Raw genomic sequence first — 19,485 nt, forward strand, 5'->3', positions numbered from 1 at the left:
ATTTCTCATAATAAAAGCATAAGTTTTTATGTAAAGTAATAGCAATTTGCCCATTTTGTCATACACTATATGGACTTATGACTAGTAGGAGGGATCAGAGTGAAGATCCATATCGTACAAAAAGGGGATACTCTTTGGAAGATCGCCAAAAAGTACGGCGTGAATTTTGAAGAGCTGAAAAAGATGAATACACAGCTCAGCAACCCTGATATGATTATGCCCGGTATGAAAATAAAAGTTCCTGGAGCAGGAGGATCAGTGAAGAAGGAAGCTCCTATTGGAGGCATGCCGGACACAAAAATTAATATGGGTGCTAAAAAAGAAATGCCAAAAGCGGAACACCCTTTAGCAAAAGAGAAACCGAAGACAATGCCTGTTGTAGAAGCGCCTAAGGAAGTGCCAGTCGCACCTGCACCGCCTAAAAAAGAAGTACCGAAAGTAACGGCACCACAGGTTGAGATACCGAAAGAAGTCCCTAAGAAACCATTTATTCCGAAAATGCCAAAACCAATTATGCCGGAAATCGATATAAATAATTATTATATGATGAATATGGCTAATCTATCTGTTCAGCAGCCGGCACCGCAATTGCCGCCAAAGCCAGTCAATATACTCCCGGAAGTAAAGCCGATAGAAAAAAAACCAATCGAATCCAAACCGATTAAACCCGTTAAACCAATAGCTGAAAAAACACCAAAGCCAAAAGCAGTTGAAAGTGAGCTATTTGCAGAAACACAACAAGGAGGTTTCGAACAGCCGATGTATCCATATTATCCAAGTCATCTTTATCCTGTTTCTCCAGTCATGCCTGGACCTGGTTTTCAAGGGGGGTATCCTCAGCAAATGGGCTTTCCACAAGTTCAAGGAGCTGCGATGCCAATGCATCAAATGCCTCAAATGCCTCACCAAAATTATGGTTTAGCAGGAGTAGAAAGTCCAGGTCATTATGAGGAATCCTCTCCATTCATGCCGATGCATCAAATGCCGCATATGAATCCGGAATATACCATGCCATCTCATGCACAGAATCCTGCACCTGTGATGGGTGCCCAGGACATTGGGCAACAACAATTGCCGCTTCAGCCAACATACACAGCTCCGGTCATGCAGCCAAATTATGGCTATCCGTGCCCGCCAAATCCGTGTCCGCCGTATCCAACTCATTTAATCCCAGTGTCTCCAGTCATGCCTGGATCTGGCTTTTGTGGTCCCGTACCATACGGCCAAATGCCATTTGGATTTCCACAAATGACTCCACAGGTGCAAGGGGTCATGGAGGAAACACCTAATATGGCACAAATGCCATTAATGCCAGCGCAAAGTCAAATGCCAATAATGCCTCCACAAAGTCAAATGCCATTAATGCCGACTGAACATGTGAAAGAAGCAGATTGTGGATGTGGAGGAGGTGCGCCACAAATGTCTCCTTATGGATTCGGTCAAGGTTTTGTTCCAGGCGTACAGCCATACGGACAGCAAATGGGATTCGCACAGCCATTCCCAATGAACCCTTATGGGCAGGGGCAAGTGGGTGGGCAAGCGTTTGGAATGCCGCGAAACTATGATGAGAGCAGTGAATTTGACGTTTAAAGGTGAAAGAGACGATTTATATCAAAATCGTCTCTTCTCCTATTTACAGAAACAACTCCATGTGCCAATTAAGGAAATATCGCAAATAAGGAAGCAAGTGTATAAAGTAAAAGCAGAAGAGTTAGATTTTATCCTAAAAGGCTTTTCTTCATATCATCAGTTCAATTTACAGAAGGATTTTTTAACAGCGTTAAAACAAGTGGGATTTCAAAAAACCTATTCATTTTACCCATTAGAGAAAGAACTCCCTCTATTATTTGAACAAACGTACTATGGATGCATTGAATGGATCGAGACATCTAAAACCGAATTTACCTTTTACAAGCAGCAAGATCGTTTAAAAGGCTTAAAGCTTCTCTCACATTTTCATGATAGGAATGAAAAATTAGTTGAACAATATACAGGGAGTATTTCAAGCTTTAACCAGGTTGAAAAATGGCAGGAAAGAACCGTTTCATTTTTGAAAAATCTCCCGGTTATCCGCTATTTTGTCCAGAAAGAAATAATTAATGAAATGCTTATTTGGGCGGATTGGTCATTAAAAGGAATAGAAAAAGAATCAGGTGTATTTGAAAACGGTAAGAAGGTTATTCTGCACGGAGATGTAGCTCATCATAATTTTTTACGAGCGAAGAATAAAGATATTTATTTAATTGACTTTGATTTAATAAGTATAGGCACCCCTCGTTCTGACTACCTGCAATATGCTAATCGCATTCTTCCATTTCTCCAATGGTCATTCCGAGATTTAGCAAATTATAAGGAAATCGCAGCTTATTTGAATGAAAAAGGATTTATATACGCCCTTGCATTTCCTACGGATATCTTCAGGGAGTGGAATCGGGCGATTCGTGAACAAACCTACTTACAGCCAATAAAAATCCAGCATTTAGTAGAAATGACTGTTGGACAATTTCACAAAAGACAAAACTTTATAAAAGAATTGAAACGGTTTCTTGTATTGTAAATTGGCGGTGCTGGTAATCATTTAAAGAATGAATCCCTTCCTTTTTTGGCAACCTACTGATGAGCATAATGCTCATTGGTTGATTAGCGAAGGAGGGTTTTCGCTTGGAAAAGAAATTACTTGTACTTCCGTTTACAGTATTGATGTCATTAGGGTTAACAGGCTGCGGTGCAAATGATGAATCTGCTGGTCAGCAGCGTTATAAGGATGGTGCTCAGCCAATTGGCTATTATTCAAATGAAAACCATCAGAATAAGGGTGGAAATGTTCAATTTCTTGATGGGGCCGATAATGATGGAGCACTAACTGAGATGATGGACCATACACTTGGTGGGGAAGGCCAAAATGGAAGAAACAATCTCCAAAACAGGAATGCAAATGAACCTGCACCCCAAAGGGTAAGTGATAATGGGGAACCCTACCTTTTTAGGCGTGATGATGCCAATTTCCATGGTCATTTGGGCTATGATAAAAGAGCAAGCAACTCCTATTATGAGGCCTATAATGGGGCTATGGTTGAAAGGATAAACCAAGCTGCAGCAGCTGTTACCAATGTAAATGATGTTCAATCAGTCGTAAATGGGAATTACGTCATCATAGCAGCGGACATTAATGATGCTGCACGAAAAAAAGCAACAATAGCAGACATTAAACAGGCCGTTCAGCCTTATTTAAATGGAAAAACAAGTAAGGTTGTTACAGATGAAAGTACATTCAACCGCTTGAAAGTGATTGATAATGATTTACGGGATGGAGGTCCAAGAGACCAGCTTTATTTAGATGTCAAAAATCTGTTCCGAAACATGACTGATTAAGTGTAAGTGAAAAGAGGCAGGGCATTAATGTCCTGTCTTTTTCTGTTCGATTAAAAACTTTAATAATTTATCCGGATAAGCTTGAAAAAAATGGTCACACTAGATACTGATATTAAACTTAGATGTCCCATTTATTTAAGAGGTGACCAAACATGAGAACCAATTGGTGGGCTTCTGGCCTCCTTTGTTTATCTGGCTTTTTATTTATTTTTTTTCAGAATAGTCTTTTATATAAAATGCACGCAGAAAATATAGTATACGCAAATAATGAGGTAACGAATCCGATCCAAAGGAATGTCGTACTGGAAAGAGTATATGTAGATGGAGAGATTAGTCAAGAATCAGTAAAAGAAACGATTGTGAATATGGAAGACTTTTGGGCTAAATATAGCGGATGGCAGCTTATTCACATGGATAATAGAAAAATTGTATTTCGAATGCAGATGGATGATATTTCGCCTTTGTTGAAAGCAAATGGATATTTTGGCATCACAGAAGAAGGGGTGCTGACCATTTTTAACGGCAGACCTCAAAAGACAAATATTATTCAATCCTTTTTTCAAATTGATTTAGGAAAACTTGAAAGCAAGACATGTGAGGAATTGAAAAAGGGGATTCCAATAAAGACGAAAGAAAACTTTGTTGAAGTGCTTGAAACGTTTAAAACTTATTCAAAAGGAGATAAAATGGAACTTCAATCAGCTAGGGTCTTACAGCCCGTTATCTATAATAAACAAGCAAAATAAAATCAAAAGCTCCAGCAACTAGAAAGAATAGGTTGCGGAGCTTTTGATTTTTTATTTTTCAATATTAGTAATTACGTATTGTCCATCCTTTAATTCCATTTGGTAAGTAACATTTTCAGTGGTTTTGAGTGTTGCCTTATTTTCGTCACCTTCAATCGTTACATCTTCTTGATTTATTTCAAGGAAGGATGGGGTGAAATAGGGTTCAGCATTGATAATCATTTGTCCTTCAGCTGTTTTTTCCTCTGAAGCATAGTGTGAATAAATGTCCTTTGCTAATTCCTTGCTATAGTATTTGGATAGGAATTCAACTGACTTCTCTTCATCTGCAAAATTAGCATTAATGACAGGTGTCGTTTCGTCAGCAGCAACTTCTTTATGGAATACTTCATTTACTTTCAATTCTGCGACTCTTACGGAATTATATATTTTTGATTTAACAGATTCTGTAAGCTCAGCAGTCTTTTTCTCTGATGTTTTTTCAGCTGGCTCTTCCGTTGATGATGAACAGCCTGCAACTGTAAAAAAGAGAGAGAAAATTGTGAATAAAGCTAATAGTTTTTTCATTAGTATGACCCCCGATGATATTTGGAAACATTTTCAATTATAATAATTCTTAGTCTCCTTTTGCAACCTTTTTTTCTACGAACGCAATTTAAAGTATGGTACAATGAGGTACAGAAAAACTCAAGGAGCGAGTATGTTGTTTGAATTCATTAAAGGTCGGGTCGAATATATCGGACCGGAATTTGTCGTGATTGAAAATAATGGGGTAGGCTTTCAAATTTCTACACCGAATCCGTTTAGTTTTAAACAAGATTATGGACAGGAAGTAAAGGTATTTACATACCATCATGTTAGGCAAGATTTCATGGCACTATACGGCTTTCACTCTCGCGAGGAAAAAACATTGTTTATAAAGCTATTAGATGTAACAGGAATCGGCCCAAAGGGAGCATTAGCCATTCTTGCGTCTGGAGAACCTGAGCAGGTCGTTCAAGCGATTGAGAATGAAGATGAAGCATTCCTTGTCAAATTCCCAGGAGTAGGAAAGAAAACAGCAAGACAAATTATTCTAGATTTAAAAGGAAAGCTGCAAAACATTGTACCAGATTTCTTTCCGGACTTATTCTCTGTTGATAAAATACAGCCTATGCAAAATGTTCATTCATCAGAGTTTGAAGAAGCAATGCTCGCATTGCAAGCGCTCGGTTATTCGGAAAAGGAAATTAAAAAGATTTCACCTGAGCTAAAAAAGGAACAGCTTACAACAGACCAATACATAAAAAAGGCGCTGCAGCGACTATTAAAATAATATAAATTGTTTGAATAAAAGGCGTGATAAACAAATGGAAGATCGGATTATTTCTGGCGAAGCAGATATTCAGGAACTATCCTTTGAGCAGAACTTACGGCCGCAGAACTTAAAGCAGTATATTGGTCAGGATAAAGTGAAGGAAAACTTGGAAATTTTCATTCAAGCTGCTAAACTTCGTCAGGAAACACTTGACCACGTATTGCTTTACGGTCCACCAGGTCTCGGAAAAACGACTCTTGCTGCAATTATTGCAAATGAAATGGGCGTAAACATTCGAACGACTGCTGGGCCCGCCATTGAAAGACCGGGTGATTTAGCAGCTATTCTTACTGCATTGGAGCCAGGGGATGTCCTGTTTATTGATGAAATTCACCGGCTTCCTCGAACAATTGAAGAAGTTCTATATCCTGCAATGGAAGACTTTTGCCTAGATATTGTCATTGGAAAAGGTCCAAGTGCCAGGTCTGTACGGCTTGACCTCCCTCCATTTACATTAGTAGGAGCGACAACAAGAGCAGGTTCTTTATCGGCACCACTAAGAGATCGGTTCGGTGTGCTTAGCAGGCTGGAATATTATAATGAGACACAGTTAACAGATATTGTTATTAGAACGGCAGAGGTATTAGATACGGAGATAGATAATCTTGCTGCGGTGGAAATAGCAAGAAGGTCTAGGGGAACCCCAAGAATTGCGAACCGGCTTTTAAGAAGAGTAAGAGACTTTGCACAAGTAAGAGGAAATGGGATCGTTGACGAACAGCTTGCGAAAGAAGCATTAGAGCTTTTGCAAGTAGACCGTTTAGGGCTGGATCATATTGACCATAAATTATTAAGAGGGATTATTGAAAAGTTCCGCGGCGGACCAGTAGGCCTAGAAACCATTTCAGCTACAATTGGTGAAGAGGCACATACAATTGAAGATGTTTACGAACCATATTTATTGCAGATTGGTTTTCTTCAGCGTACGCCAAGGGGCAGGATTGTTACAGATTTAGTGTACCGTCATTTTCAGATGGAGGTACCGAAAACAGAATAATAATAAAGTTGGTGCATCATGAAAGTAGATTTATTTGATTTCCATTTACCAGAAGAATTAATTGCCCAGACTCCTCTCATTGAGAGAACGAGCAGCAGATTAATGGTTTTGGATAAGGAGAAAGGAACGACCCGGCATACTGTTTTTAAACAGATTAAAGAACATTTGAAAGCAGGAGACTGTCTTGTTTTAAATGATACAAGGGTTCTTCCCGCTCGGCTTTTTGGGGAAAAAGAAGGAACTGGTGCTAAAATAGAAGTTCTTCTATTAAAACAGCTGGAAGGCGATTCGTGGGAGACACTCATTAAACCAGCTAAACGTGTAAAAGAAGGCACACGAATTGTATTTGGTGATGGGAAATTAAGTGCTGTGTGTACACAGACCTCTGAGCATGGCGGAAGAGTGCTTGAATTTCAATACGACGGGATTTTTTATGAGGTTCTCGAGCAATTAGGGGAAATGCCGCTGCCGCCATACATTAAAGAACAGCTGGATGATCAAGATCGTTATCAAACTGTTTTTGCCCGAGAACGCGGCTCAGCAGCTGCTCCGACTGCCGGTCTTCATTTTACAGAACAATTGCTTGAAGAAATTAAAGAATTAGGTGTCCATATTGCCTTTATTACGCTTCATGTTGGACTTGGAACATTTCGTCCTGTGAATGTCGAGGATTTAAATGAGCATGAAATGCATTCTGAATTCTATCAAATGACTGAGGGCACAGCTAGGCTATTGAACGAAGTGCGAGAGGATGGCGGAAGGATTATATCTGTTGGAACGACTTCAACAAGAACGCTTGAAACCATTGCTTCAGCCAATAATGGCCGTTTTGAAGAGGCAAGCGGCTGGACAGATATTTTTATTTATCCAGGCTATGAATTCAAGGCTATCGATGGGATGATCACTAATTTCCATTTGCCGAAATCAACGCTTATTATGCTTGTCAGTGCATTAGCGGGCAGAGAAAATGTTTTGAATGCCTATCGTGAAGCAGTTGAAGAGAAATACAGATTCTTTAGCTTTGGCGATGCAATGCTAATTATTTAAGCTGAAACAGACGAGTTGGAAGGAGAACAAATCAATTGACAGCTATTCGTTATGAATTAATTAAAACATGTAAACAAACAGGTGCAAGACTTGGCCGTGTCCATACGCCACATGGGTCTTTTGAAACCCCGGTATTTATGCCGGTTGGAACGCTTGCCACTGTGAAGACCATGTCTCCTGAAGAGCTTGTGGAGATGGGTGCAGGGATTATTTTAAGTAATACCTATCATCTATGGCTTCGTCCTGGACAGGAGATTGTAGAGGAAGCAGGCGGCCTGCATAAATTTATGAATTGGGATCGTGCGATATTAACTGATTCCGGCGGGTTTCAAGTGTTTAGTTTAAGTGAATTCCGTAAGATTGAGGAAGAAGGTGTCCATTTCCGCAATCATTTAAATGGAGACAAGCTATTTTTGTCACCAGAGAAAGCAATGGAAATTCAAAACTCGCTTGGCTCAGATATTATGATGGCATTTGATGAATGTCCACCGTATCCGGCAACCTATGAATATATGCAGAAATCAGTTGAACGAACTTCACGCTGGGCGGAGCGCTGTTTACAAGCACACAAACGTCCAAAAGATCAAGGCCTATTCGGGATTGTTCAAGGCGGTGAGTATGAAGAATTAAGAAAACAAAGTGCGAAAGATTTAGTTTCGCTTGATTTTCCAGGGTATGCTGTGGGAGGATTATCAGTAGGTGAGCCAAAGGATATTATGAATAGAGTGCTTGAATTTACAACGCCATTGCTACCTGCTAATAAACCAAGATACCTAATGGGCGTAGGATCACCAGACTCCTTAATCGATGGAGCAATACGCGGAATTGATATGTTCGATTGTGTGCTTCCGACGAGGATTGCCCGTAATGGAACATTGATGACAAGTGAAGGCCGCTTAGTCGTTAAAAATGCGAAGTTTGCAAGAGATTTTGGTCCGATTGATGAACATTGTGACTGCTATACTTGCCGTAATTATAGCCGGGCGTATATCCGCCATTTAATTCGCTGTGATGAGACATTCGGAATAAGACTTACAACTTATCATAATCTCTATTTTCTGTTAAAATTAATGGAACAGGTCAGACAAGCGATCAGAGAGGATCGTCTGGGGGACTTTAGAGAAGAATTTTTCGAAAGATATGGGTTTAATAAACCAAATGCGAAAAACTTCTAAAACATATGGATGTTCGATAATGGGACAAACCCACGATCTTTTGAACATTCGTTACTTGGTGAAAGGGGTGAAAATGATATGGAAATGATTAGTACATTAGGACCACTATTGTTAATGTTTGTTTTATTTTACTTTTTGTTAATTCGTCCGCAGCAGAAGCGCCAAAAGGCAGTTCAGCAAATGCAGAACGATTTGAAAAAGGGAGATAAAATCGTAACAATTGGAGGACTTCACGGCTTTGTCGATGCAATCGATGAGGGGAAAGTTGTCATCAAGTGTGGAGATGGAAGCCGTCTTACATACGATCGCGCAGCAATTCGCGAAGTAACAGAAGTAGCTGCTGGCGGAGATATGCTTGCTAAATCTTAATAGTGAAAGAAGCGGAATCCTTTTGGATTCCGTTTCTTTTTTTATAAGGTAGGATAATAACGTTATATCAGAGTGTTGTCTAGCTCCAGCGCCTATCGCCTATCAAACTTCAGGTCTCCTCCCTACGATAAGTCAACATCTGTTCGCTCACGCTTACCGTGTTTCCTTTATCTCAGTCATTAAAATGCGAGGCGACTGTCCAGCCCCGACAATCATAAGAAGGACCGTGGCGTGGCGTAGTTTGCCACAGAGTAGTACAGCTTATGACCTCGAGGGGCTAGAAGCCGCAGCTAGATTGCGAAGCCCCTCCAGTTTGTACGGCGATGATCAAGGCGCTTGCGCTTTTCTTATGCTGCTCTTGATTTATTATTAGACATATTCACACCTAAAATTCCGCCCATCATCGCTGTAAGGATATAACAGACATGATAGATCGTCTGCTGCAGATTAAATAAACTATCCTGGCCTAAATACTGAAAGAGAAAAATAATGAGGGAATAGCTTAACCCGGTTAATCCTCCAATCATCCATCCTTTTTGTTTGCCTTTTCCTCCAGAGATAAATCCCCCAATGAAAAGTGAAACAAAGGAAATGGCTGTAACAACAAATTGTACGGAAGACTCCTGAAGAGATGTAAAAGTTAATAATAGAGAAATGATTAAGCTGCTAATTATGGCAAGAACAAAAACTACAATTAAGCCGAAAAGAATTCCCCCGCCGACATTTTTTGAATCTTCTATTTTGCTCCTCTCCCTTCTAAGTTAAAGGATCAATCAGTACAGCCTTCCAGACTGCCTGATTCCTTAGTACAAGCATATTCACTTAAAGAAAAAATAGAATATAAAACTTAAAACAAGATGAGTAAATGAAAAAGTATATAACATAATTTCTCTTATGTTGTTCAGAATAAAAAGGAATGTCATTAAAGGAGGAATGGTGTATGGGGGAATATTCCATGATTATTTTACGGACCATTTTTTTATACATCATTATCATGGTTATATTTCGAACGATGGGAAAAAAGGAACTTGGTCAGTTAAGTACCGTAGATCTTGTTGTATCGATCATGATTGCAGAGATGGCTGTATTGGCGATTGAAAAACCAGAAAGCCCATTGTTTACAAATATATTGCCTATGTTGATATTGATGCTTATCCAAATCATTTTTTCATTTGCTACACTAAAAAGTAAGCGAATCCGTGATCTAGTGGATGGAAAGCCAACAATTATTATTAATAAGGGGAAAATTGATGAAGAGGCGATGAAAAAACATCGCTATAATTTTGATGATCTCTTGTTGCAGCTTAGAGGAAAAGATATTCGTAATATTACAGACGTAGAGTTTGCCATCCTTGAAACAACTGGGGAATTATCTGTATTGAAAAAGGAAAAAAAGAAGAAGGGGAATATGACGATTCCACTTATTCTTGATGGGATTGTTCAAGAAGAAAATCTAGGAGTTATAAATGAAACGAATTTTTGGCTTCGGCAGCAGCTAAAAAAAAGAGGGTATAACGATATGAACAAAATCTCTTTTTGCAGCTATGAAAATGGCCATTTCTATATTGATTTAAAAAATGAAAAAAAATAAGAGACACCCAATCTAGGTAAATGGTGTCTCAACTATCCACGCTATTTAAAAGCAAACTTTGATAGGTGCTCTCCAATCCAAGGAATCCGTTTTAATTCATCCTGTTTTACTAAACCCAGCAGTAAAGAAAGAATGGAATAACTAACTGTTATAAGAATAGCAATAAGTAACACCTGGATGATGAGATGCATCTGGCCAGTTAAGTTTTTAAGAACGAAATAACCAATATATCCTGATAATCCCATAACGAGAAATGTTTTTATATAATCACGAACATAAAAAGTAAAAGAAATTTTCTTCAATATAGTTGCGAAGTGCAGTAATGTGACAAGGACAAAACCAACGAGTATACCCATTGCAACACCAGTAATTCCAAACTCAGCTTGACGTGCTAATAAATAAATGACCGCTGTTTTTACAACGGCTCCAATCAAGCTATTAATCATCGCTGCTCTTGCAAGGTTCAAGGCTTGAAGTGCTGCCTGAAGTGGTCCTTGGAAATAATGGAATAAAAAGAATGGTGCCATTAACTTAATAAACTGCGTGCCACTTGATGAGTTATACATGACTTTCATTAGTTCATCAGATAGAACATATATAATGACCACGGCTAGTCCACCAGATAATAGACAGAAACGTAGTGCCTGCCGCAATCGATACTCAATTAATCGATCATTATTATTTGTGTTTGCTTCACTTATAGCGGGAACGAGAGCGGTTGAAAGAGAAAGGGTTACAAAGGAAGGCAGCATTAATAATGGCATGGCAAAACCAGTAAGCGCCCCATATTGTTTTGTAGCTTCAATTGCTGCTACGCCTGCAATAGCTAAACTATAGGATACGACGATTGGTTCAAAGAACCAGGCTAAGGAACCAATCATTCGGCTGCCTGTTGTCGGTAAGGCAATACTCATAAGTTCATTAAATGTATTTTTTCCTGTTTTAACATATTTGAAAAATTGTTTCCTTACCCGGAATTTCTTTTTAAGCTTAAAGGTTGCTAACAGATAGACTAGTGATGCTAATTCTCCTAAAACAGAAGCAAACATAGCACCTGCAGCAGCATATTCGATCCCGTATGGAAGAAATGCTTTCGTTAAGGCGGCAATTAAAGTGATTCTCACGATTTGCTCAAGCATTTGAGAAATAGCTGCTGGTTTCATATTTTGTCTGCCTTGAAAATAGCCCCGAATGACAGACGAAATCGCAATTATAGGTACGATCGGTGCAATAACAAGCAGCGGAAGTTTTATACGCGGATCCGTGAATAATGTTTCAGAAAGGATTGGCGCGAGCAAGATTAATGCGGGTGTAAAAATAGCTGAAAGTGTAATCGTGATGGCTAGTGAAACGACCAATATTTTCTTAACCTTTGCTGCGTCCCCTTGCGCTTCGGCTTCTGCTACATTTTTTGAGATGGCAACAGGCAGCCCAAGCTGTGTAATCGTAACAACAAGAATTAATGTTGGAAAGGCCATCATATAAAGCCCGACGCCTTCCTCTCCGGTAAATCGTGCAATAACTATTCTGTTTATAAATCCAAGCACCCTTGTGACAAGTCCGGCTGCCAGTAGGATCATTGTACCTTTTAAAAACTTAGACATTGCTTTCCCTGCCTTCTCAAAATAGGTGTTATCATATACAATTAACTATATGCAAGAACAAGGACAAAGCATGACAAGCAATCATTATTTTTTCAATGTAATTATTCATTGTGAGTGGATTGGGAAATGAAATATTTTCGTTAACAGTTAATCAAAGGGGGTTCTAATGTGAAGGCGAGCCATAAATATGATTCTTTTCGTTATCAAGTTCAGCCGGCAATCAAAAGTAAATTAGATGAGTTTTTTTTATTAGGGTACGGTCATGTGAAGGAACAGGAGCTTTGGGATTTTTTAACAACGAAGAAATGGCGGAAGACTGCCCAGGACAAACGAATTGCTGAGATTGTTGACGATATCCTCTCTGTAAAAGTAGGGGATTACTTTAATTTTGCAACAATCGAAGCTTTTAAAGAAGCAGAGTTTGCATTTGATAATGAAGATGAACTTCGAGAGTTATTGAAATAGGAAATTTACATCTTACAAATATCTAACAAATACATCTGACATTAGACTTCTGCGAAAATTGACAGCTTTTATAAACTGTTTCATAATGAAAATATTGATATTACCGGCCGACTTATCTATTTTAATGTTGGATGCTGTCATAGCGTTCAATACAGATGGCATTGCCGGTTTACGCTAAGGAGCCGTTGTAGGCTTGTATTTAAGGAGGACAATTACATAATGGTAAAGCGCGGTCGCATTGTTGCCTTCTTCCTGATTGTTTTATTAATAGGAAGTTTGATAGGAACAACAACAAATGGCATTACAAAAAACATTAAACTTGGGCTGGATCTACAAGGGGGCTTTGAGGTCCTATATAAAGTAACTACCTTAGACGGTAAAAAGGTTGACAAAGCTGCCTTAGCCAGTACAGCCAAAGCACTTGATAAGCGGATTAATGTTCTAGGTGTCAGTGAGCCTAGTATTCAAATTGAAGGGGAAGATAGAATTCGCGTACAGCTAGCTGGCGTCACGGATCAAAATAAAGCCCGTGAAATGTTATCAACACAAGCTAATCTATCCTTCAGAGATGTTAACGATGTGAAATTAATGGATGGTTCGGATCTTGCAGAAGGCGGAGCGAAACAAACCTTCGATGAAAATGGTAATCCGAGTGTTTCACTTAAGCTGACTAGTGCAAGTAAATTTAAAGATGTAACGCAAAAAATTGTTAATATGGGCGCACCAAATAATTTACTTGTTATTTGGCTAGATTTTGAAGAAGGGGACTCCTTTAAAGCGGAGGCAGCTAAAGAAAATCCGGCTTATTTATCTGCTCCACAGGTAAGTCAGGTGTTTAACCAGGACACTGTTTCGATTACCGGCAGTTTTACTATGGAAGAGGCAAATACTTTAGCTGACCTTTTAAATGCAGGTTCACTACCAGTAAAATTAGATGAAGTCTATTCAACATCAGTAGGAGCTCAGTTTGGAGAGCAAGCATTGCAAAAAACAGTTCTTGGAGGAATTGTTGGAATTGCAATCATTTATCTATTTATGCTTTTCTTCTACCGATTCCCTGGTTTAATTGCAACGATTACGTTATCTATTTATATTTTCCTCATTCTTCTCATATTTGATTGGATGAATGCCGTATTAACTCTGCCTGCTATTGCAGCACTTGTGCTTGGGGTGGGGATGGCTGTTGATGCTAATATTATCACCTATGAAAGAATAAAAGAAGAAATGAAGGTTGGAAGAACAGTTAAGTCAGCCTTCAAAGCGGGAAATCAAAACTCATTTGCATCTATTTTTGATGCCAATATTACAACTCTTCTTGCAGCAGGTGTCTTATTTGTATATGGTACAAGCTCGATAAAGGGCTTTGCAACAATGCTAATCATTAGTATTCTTGTCAGCTTTTTAACAGCTGTTTATGGTTCAAGGCTATTGCTTGGTCTATGGGTAAACAGTAATCTATTTAATAAAAAACCTAGTTGGTTTGGTGTGAAAAAAAGCGAAATTAGAAATATTTCTGAGAATGTAGATACACATGATTTACCGACCATATATGATAAAATCGATTTTGTGCATACCCGGAAAATATATTATATTATTTCTGGTGCTTTAATGGCTTTAGGGATTATTTTAGTGTCTGTCTTCGGTTTAAATCTAGGAATTGACTTCTCGAGCGGGACGCGAATTGATATTCAATCAACGCATGCCTTGACGAAGGAAGAAGTGAAATCAGAATTATTGAAGCTTGATATCGATACTGACAATATTGTTATTTCTGGAGACGAAAAAAATATTGGGGTTGCAAGGTTAAAAGGTGTTTTAACGAAGGAAGAGATCGCAACCTTAAAAACGGAATTCCATAAAACATATGGAGCGGACCCAACAGTTAGTACGGTTTCACCGACAGTTGGAAAAGAGCTAGCGAAAAATGGCATAAAGTCATTAATCATTGCCGCAATTGGAATCATTATTTATGTATCGATCCGTTTTGAAATGAAAATGGCAGTACCAGCTGTAGTAGCATTGTTACATGATGCATTCTTAATTGTTGTTTTCTTTAGTATCACGAGATTAGAGGTTGATATTACTTTTATCGCTGCGATCTTGACGGTTATTGGATATTCCATTAATGATACGATTGTAACGTTTGATAGAATGCGTGAAAATATGCAAAAGAAAAAGCGTTTAAAGACAAAAGAAGATATTGCTGATGTAGTAAATAGGGCATTACGCCAAGTGATGACGAGGTCAATCAACACTGTTTTAACGGTTATTATCGCTATTCTGGGATTACTCATCTTTGGTAGTGAGTCCATTCGAAACTTCTCTATTGCCTTACTTGTCGGTACGGTGATAGGAGTGTATTCTTCCATATTCCTAGCTGCACAATGGTGGTATGACTGGAAAGTGAAGGAACTAAAGCAAAAAGGTGTAATAAAAACGGTTAAAGAAAAGCGGAAAACAAGCGATGAACCTCAAGTATAAATAAGCGTTGGTATTAATAGAACGAAACCTCAGGAATCTCCTGAGGTTTTTACTTTCTCTAACGGTATTATTGCGGCAAATGGGTTAAACTAATAGTAAGATTATGGGAGGAAGGAAGTTTCTAGTGAGTAATCAAGATCGTTTTAAGAAAGCCGAATTTGCTGCTATGCTTGGGATCATTATAAATATTGTTCTTGCTATCGTTAAATGGGGAATTGGGGTTTATGCTGGAAGCCGTGCATTAGTAGCAGATGCGGTTCACTCTGCTTCAGACGTAGCTGGATCTTTTGCCGTTTATTTAGGTTTGAAGGCTGCGAAACAACCACCTGATGAAGATCACCCATATGGCCATGGAAAAGCAGAGTCCATTGCTGCCATTATTGTTGCCGTTCTTTTATTATTAGTAGGAATTGAAATTGGAAAGTCATCCTTTGAAGCATTTTTTCAGCCGATTGAGCCACCTAAAACAATTGCGATCGCTGCAGTGATCCTATCAATAATTGTAAAAGAAATCTTATTCCGCTATAAGTATAAATTAGGCCGTGAATTAAATAGCGATGCATTAATTGTGAATGCTTATGAGCACCGTTCGGATGTCTATTCATCCATTGCTGCTTTAGCAGGGATTGGCAGTGCCATTATTGGAGGCAAGCTTGGAATTGAATGGCTTGAGTATGCAGATCCAGTCGCAGGAATTATCGTATCATTGATGGTTCTTAAAATGGCCTGGTCACTTGGGAAAGAATCGATACATAATACACTTGACCATGTTCTACATGAAGAAGATACGGTTGAATTGCGGCGTGCCGTTGAAGAATTTGAAGAAGTGAAGCAAATTGATGAATTACATGCAAGAGAGCATGGCCATTATGTGATCATTGATTTAAAAATATCAGTAGATCCATATATGACCGTAGAAGAAGGTCATCGAGTTGGAAAAAAGGTAAAGAAAAGGTTACTAGAAATGGACAATGTCCAAAATGTCTTTGTTCATATTAACCCATATAATGATGGGGAGCATTGAGGTAGAGTAAAGATCTTTTTATCATCTAGCTTTGAAACGGCGTGCTTCACGCTGTTTTTATTATTTTTATGACTTTATTTAAGATGAATGTTTGTTAATTTTCATCTTCGTTGTTTGTAGAGGAGGCTCACAGCCCCCCCGCGGAAAACGAGTGCCTGCAGCGAAAATCAACAGCAATGTTAAACATTGCCTAAAAATAAATGATTTGGTACCTTTTTCTCTCATTGAATCAATAGGGTGCCTCCTGTATAATTAAACAGTTGAGGGGTGAACAGATGTTACATTCAAAAACACGATGGATTGTTCGGAATTCAGATGAAGAAAAGGAAAATCTGCTTGTACAAGAATTAAATATAACGCCTCTCGTGGCTTCGCTCCTTGTTAATCGTGGATTAGAAACTCCGGAATTAGCACGGCATTTTTTATTTGATCAAAAGCATGAATTTCACGATCCTTTTTTATTAACAGATATGAATGCTGCGGTATCAAGAATAAAAGAGGCAATCGAGAATCAGGAAGCTATATTAATATTCGGTGATTATGACGCAGATGGTGTAACAAGTACGACTGTGATGATGAAGACTCTTCAAGAGCTTGGTGCGAATGTAGAATTTTACATACCAAACCGCTTTACAGAAGGGTATGGACCAAATATACCAGCTTTTCAGCATGCAGCAGAAGCAGGTATTAAACTGATTATTACCGTTGATACAGGCATAGCTGCTGTAAATGAGGCGAAGGCCGCCAAAGAGCTTGGGCTTGATCTTATTATTACTGACCATCATGAACCAGGTCCTGAGTTGCCTGAAGCATTGGCAATCATTCACCCGAAACTTGAAAATAGCGAATATCCTTTCCGTGATTTAGCTGGTGTAGGTGTAGCATTTAAATTAGCCCATGCTCTGTTAGGCAGGGTGCCTGAACATTTGCTTGAAATTGCTGCAATCGGAACAATTGCAGATCTTGTATCTCTAAAAGGAGAAAATCGCTTAATTGTTAAAAAAGGGATTAAAAAGCTTCAATTGACTTCAAATGTCGGTTTAAAAGCATTATTAAAATTAAATAAAGTAGAACCCGATTCAATAAATGAAGAAACAATTGGTTTTCTAATTGCTCCTCGCTTGAATGCGGCAGGAAGATTGGAAAGTGCTGACCCTGCAGTTGATTTGCTGTTAACGGAAGATAGTCTTGAAGCTGAAGTAATTGCAGAAGAAATTGAGCAATTAAATAAGGATCGAAAGTCTTTAGTCAATGAAATTACAGAGCAGGCCATTCGTGAAGTTGAAGAAAAATATCCAGTGACTGATAATGCTGTTCTTGTCATTGGAAAAGAAGGCTGGAATGCTGGGGTAATTGGAATTGTCGCTTCAAAGCTCGTAGATAAATTCTATCGGCCTGCCATTGTACTAAGCTATGATGTAGAAAAGGGTCTTGCTAAAGGATCTGCTAGGAGTATAGCAGGTTTTGACCTTTTTAAAAATCTGTCAGATTGCAGAGAGATTTTGCCTCATTTTGGCGGACATCCGATGGCAGCAGGGATGACATTGAAACTTGATGATGTGAATGAGCTTCGGAGCAGACTCAATACTGCTGCAAAAGATCAGTTATCAGAGGAGGATTTTATTCCTGTAACCCAACTGGATGGGGAAATCGCATTACATGATATTCATTTGTCTTCTTTAGAAGAACTGCAAATGCTCTCTCCATATGGAATGGATAACCCAAAACCAAAAATAATGATTAAAAATGCCAATATATCTGCAATGCGTAAGATTGGTTCGGATCAGAATCATTTGAAAATGACGATTGAAAATGATGGTCACACATTAGATGGAGTCGGTTTTGGACTTGGTTCATTATTCGAACATATTTCTCCAAGTTCGCAAATTTCGGTTATCGGGGAATTATCGATTAATGAATGGAATAATATTCGCAAACCGCAAATGTTTCTCCAAGATATAGCTATTGATGCATGGCAGCTATTTGATGTTAGGGGAGTAAAGCGCCTTGAAAGTTTAGTCGAGCTCATCCCGAAGGATCGTTCGAAATGGATTGTATTTAATCAAGAGAATATGAGTAAATTTCAAAGATATACAAACGATCATTTAATAACGGTAAGTTCAGAGGAGGAAGCCTCTGCACTATTCATAGAGAAAGAAAATGTGATTTTGATCGATCTTCCTGACTCTAAGGAAATATTGGCTGCAGTATTTGCCGGAAAAAAGCCAGCTAGAGTGTATGCGCATTTTTATAATGAAAAGGATGCGTATTTTAGTACGATTCCAACTAGAGATCATTTCAAATGGTTCTATGCCTTATTAGTAAAGAAAGGACCTTTTGATCTTAGAAAATATGGAGATGACATTGCTAAATTTAAGGGCTGGAGCAGACAAACAATTGACTTCATGTCAAAGGTGTTTTTTGAACTCGATTTTGTTAAAATAGAAAATGGATTCATTTCAGTTAATAAAGCTACACAAAAACGTGATTTAACTGATTCATTAACATACCAGAAGGTGCTGGCACAGTATACACTTGAAAGGGATATGGTGTATTCTTCCTATCAGCAATTAAAAAGATGGTTTGACGAAGTGATCCAAGGTTCTGTGAAATATGAGGAGGAAATGAAAGAATGGACTTAAAACAATATATTACAATTGTCCAAGACTGGCCAAAACCAGGTATTCAATTCAAGGATATAACGACATTAATGGATAATGGCGATGCATATCGCTATGCAACAGACAAAATCGTGGAATATGCACGAGAAAAACATATTGACCTTGTAGTTGGTCCTGAAGCAAGAGGCTTTATTATCGGTTGTCCGGTTGCTTATTCACTTGGAGTAGGTTTTGCCCCTGTAAGAAAGGAAGGCAAGCTTCCCCGTGAAACAATTAAGGTTGATTACGGTCTTGAATATGGGAAAGCTGTTCTTACGATCCATAAAGATGCAATCAAACCTGGACAGCGTGTCTTAATTACTGATGATTTGCTGGCAACAGGGGGAACGATTGAAGCAACGATTCAATTAGTTGAAGAACTAGGCGGAATCGTAGCTGGAATTGCCTTCTTGATTGAATTATCGTATTTAAAAGGTCGCGATAAGCTTGAAAAATATGATATACTTACTTTAATGGAATTTTAATTTTCATGAGAGCGCTAAAAAGAGCGCTCTTTTTATATTTTGATTTAATCAAATAAAAGAATTTATATAGCAAACATACAAAATTCGACAGAATTTTTGTTTTTCCTTTAAA

18 protein-coding genes are annotated in these 19,485 nt (G+C 38.5%); 15 read left to right on the top strand and 3 right to left on the bottom strand.

Annotated features, from left to right (window positions below):
* Positions 1–99: 99 nt before the first annotated feature.
* The 4 genes from safA to FI644_RS16325 all read left to right on the top strand — a co-directional run bounded on the left by safA (position 100) and on the right by FI644_RS16325 (position 4,118).
* Positions 100–1,590: a SafA/ExsA family spore coat assembly protein gene (gene safA / locus FI644_RS27250; RefSeq protein WP_142108607.1), complete on the top strand. Its 1,491-nt coding sequence runs from the start codon at positions 100–102 to the stop codon at positions 1,588–1,590.
* Complete coding sequence (locus tag FI644_RS16315; RefSeq protein ID WP_245637801.1) at positions 1,544–2,557, top strand: phosphotransferase; 1,014 nt, start codon at positions 1,544–1,546, stop codon at positions 2,555–2,557. Before safA ends, FI644_RS16315 begins: the two co-directional genes overlap by 47 nt.
* A gap of 104 nt (positions 2,558–2,661) precedes the next feature.
* Complete coding sequence (locus FI644_RS16320; protein ID WP_053477152.1) at positions 2,662–3,372, top strand: YhcN/YlaJ family sporulation lipoprotein; 711 nt, start codon at positions 2,662–2,664, stop codon at positions 3,370–3,372.
* 152 nt (positions 3,373–3,524) lie between these two features.
* Positions 3,525–4,118 carry an intercompartmental signaling factor BofC gene (locus tag FI644_RS16325; RefSeq protein ID WP_053477151.1) on the top strand — a complete coding sequence of 198 codons (594 nt, stop codon included), beginning with the start codon at positions 3,525–3,527 and terminating at the stop codon, positions 4,116–4,118.
* A gap of 51 nt (positions 4,119–4,169) precedes the next feature.
* Here FI644_RS16325 and FI644_RS16330 read toward each other — a convergent pair whose 3' ends face one another.
* Positions 4,170–4,685 (bottom strand): hypothetical protein, encoded by a 516-nt coding sequence (locus FI644_RS16330; RefSeq protein WP_053477150.1) that lies wholly within the window; start codon positions 4,683–4,685, stop codon positions 4,170–4,172.
* Between the two features lie 136 nt (positions 4,686–4,821).
* Between FI644_RS16330 and ruvA the strand changes: the two genes are divergently transcribed.
* The 5 genes from ruvA to yajC all read left to right on the top strand — a co-directional run bounded on the left by ruvA (position 4,822) and on the right by yajC (position 9,063).
* Positions 4,822–5,433, top strand: coding sequence for a Holliday junction branch migration protein RuvA (ruvA, locus tag FI644_RS16335; RefSeq protein WP_053477149.1), 612 nt, complete (start codon positions 4,822–4,824; stop codon positions 5,431–5,433).
* Positions 5,434–5,467: 34 nt separating this feature from the next.
* A complete protein-coding gene (gene ruvB / locus FI644_RS16340; protein WP_053477148.1) occupies positions 5,468–6,472 on the top strand; it encodes a Holliday junction branch migration DNA helicase RuvB in 1,005 nt (334 codons plus the stop codon).
* A gap of 18 nt (positions 6,473–6,490) precedes the next feature.
* On the top strand, positions 6,491–7,519 hold the full coding sequence (gene queA / locus FI644_RS16345) for a tRNA preQ1(34) S-adenosylmethionine ribosyltransferase-isomerase QueA (RefSeq protein WP_142108608.1): 1,029 nt from the start codon (positions 6,491–6,493) through the stop codon (positions 7,517–7,519).
* A 35-nt stretch (positions 7,520–7,554) separates the two neighbouring features.
* A complete protein-coding gene (gene tgt, locus FI644_RS16350) occupies positions 7,555–8,694 on the top strand; it encodes a tRNA guanosine(34) transglycosylase Tgt (protein ID WP_053477146.1) in 1,140 nt (379 codons plus the stop codon).
* 78 nt (positions 8,695–8,772) lie between these two features.
* Positions 8,773–9,063: a preprotein translocase subunit YajC gene (gene yajC, locus FI644_RS16355; protein WP_053477145.1), complete on the top strand. Its 291-nt coding sequence runs from the start codon at positions 8,773–8,775 to the stop codon at positions 9,061–9,063.
* Positions 9,064–9,410: 347 nt separating this feature from the next.
* On the opposite strand, the gene FI644_RS16360 is transcribed toward yajC, so the two are convergent.
* On the bottom strand, positions 9,411–9,803 hold the full coding sequence (locus FI644_RS16360) for a TIGR04086 family membrane protein (RefSeq protein ID WP_053477144.1): 393 nt from the start codon (positions 9,801–9,803) through the stop codon (positions 9,411–9,413).
* Positions 9,804–10,003: 200 nt separating this feature from the next.
* Here FI644_RS16360 and FI644_RS16365 point away from each other — a divergent pair, with 200 nt between their 5' ends.
* On the top strand, positions 10,004–10,654 hold the full coding sequence (locus tag FI644_RS16365) for a DUF421 domain-containing protein (protein WP_053477143.1): 651 nt from the start codon (positions 10,004–10,006) through the stop codon (positions 10,652–10,654).
* Between the two features lie 41 nt (positions 10,655–10,695).
* On the opposite strand, the gene spoVB is transcribed toward FI644_RS16365, so the two are convergent.
* Positions 10,696–12,258 carry a stage V sporulation protein B gene (spoVB, locus tag FI644_RS16370; RefSeq protein ID WP_142108609.1) on the bottom strand — a complete coding sequence of 521 codons (1,563 nt, stop codon included), beginning with the start codon at positions 12,256–12,258 and terminating at the stop codon, positions 10,696–10,698.
* Between the two features lie 168 nt (positions 12,259–12,426).
* On the opposite strand from spoVB, the gene FI644_RS16375 reads away from it, so the two are divergent.
* The 5 genes from FI644_RS16375 to FI644_RS16395 all read left to right on the top strand — a co-directional run bounded on the left by FI644_RS16375 (position 12,427) and on the right by FI644_RS16395 (position 19,373).
* Positions 12,427–12,723 carry a post-transcriptional regulator gene (locus FI644_RS16375; RefSeq protein WP_053477141.1) on the top strand — a complete coding sequence of 99 codons (297 nt, stop codon included), beginning with the start codon at positions 12,427–12,429 and terminating at the stop codon, positions 12,721–12,723.
* 219 nt (positions 12,724–12,942) lie between these two features.
* Positions 12,943–15,204 (top strand): protein translocase subunit SecDF, encoded by a 2,262-nt coding sequence (gene secDF / locus FI644_RS16380; RefSeq protein ID WP_142108610.1) that lies wholly within the window; start codon positions 12,943–12,945, stop codon positions 15,202–15,204.
* A gap of 124 nt (positions 15,205–15,328) precedes the next feature.
* Positions 15,329–16,228 (top strand): cation diffusion facilitator family transporter, encoded by a 900-nt coding sequence (locus FI644_RS16385; RefSeq protein ID WP_142108611.1) that lies wholly within the window; start codon positions 15,329–15,331, stop codon positions 16,226–16,228.
* Positions 16,229–16,503: 275 nt separating this feature from the next.
* Positions 16,504–18,870: a single-stranded-DNA-specific exonuclease RecJ gene (gene recJ / locus FI644_RS16390; RefSeq protein WP_142108612.1), complete on the top strand. Its 2,367-nt coding sequence runs from the start codon at positions 16,504–16,506 to the stop codon at positions 18,868–18,870.
* Positions 18,861–19,373, top strand: a complete 513-nt coding sequence (locus FI644_RS16395; RefSeq protein ID WP_053477137.1) for an adenine phosphoribosyltransferase — start codon at positions 18,861–18,863, stop codon at positions 19,371–19,373. Before recJ ends, FI644_RS16395 begins: the two co-directional genes overlap by 10 nt.
* The last annotated feature ends 112 nt before the right edge of the window (positions 19,374–19,485 follow it).

Origin of the sequence: Cytobacillus solani (genome assembly GCF_006704205.1) — a bacterium.
Lineage (GTDB): Bacteria > Bacillota > Bacilli > Bacillales > Cytobacillaceae > Cytobacillus > Cytobacillus solani.

What these genes read in the sequence shown, in the direction of transcription:
- FI644_RS16325 (WP_053477151.1), top strand. Translation starts at nt 3,525, where the DNA reads ATGAGAACCAATTGGTGGGCTTCTGGCCTCCTTTGTTTATCTGGCTTT.
- FI644_RS16330 (WP_053477150.1), bottom strand. Translation starts at nt 4,685, where the DNA reads ATGAAAAAACTATTAGCTTTATTCACAATTTTCTCTCTCTTTTTTACA.
- ruvB (WP_053477148.1), top strand. Translation starts at nt 5,468, where the DNA reads ATGGAAGATCGGATTATTTCTGGCGAAGCAGATATTCAGGAACTATCC.
- queA (WP_142108608.1), top strand. Translation starts at nt 6,491, where the DNA reads ATGAAAGTAGATTTATTTGATTTCCATTTACCAGAAGAATTAATTGCC.
- yajC (WP_053477145.1), top strand. Translation starts at nt 8,773, where the DNA reads ATGGAAATGATTAGTACATTAGGACCACTATTGTTAATGTTTGTTTTA.
- FI644_RS16365 (WP_053477143.1), top strand. Translation starts at nt 10,004, where the DNA reads ATGGGGGAATATTCCATGATTATTTTACGGACCATTTTTTTATACATC.
- spoVB (WP_142108609.1), bottom strand. Translation starts at nt 12,258, where the DNA reads ATGTCTAAGTTTTTAAAAGGTACAATGATCCTACTGGCAGCCGGACTT.
- secDF (WP_142108610.1), top strand. Translation starts at nt 12,943, where the DNA reads ATGGTAAAGCGCGGTCGCATTGTTGCCTTCTTCCTGATTGTTTTATTA.
- recJ (WP_142108612.1), top strand. Translation starts at nt 16,504, where the DNA reads ATGTTACATTCAAAAACACGATGGATTGTTCGGAATTCAGATGAAGAA.
- FI644_RS16395 (WP_053477137.1), top strand. Translation starts at nt 18,861, where the DNA reads ATGGACTTAAAACAATATATTACAATTGTCCAAGACTGGCCAAAACCA.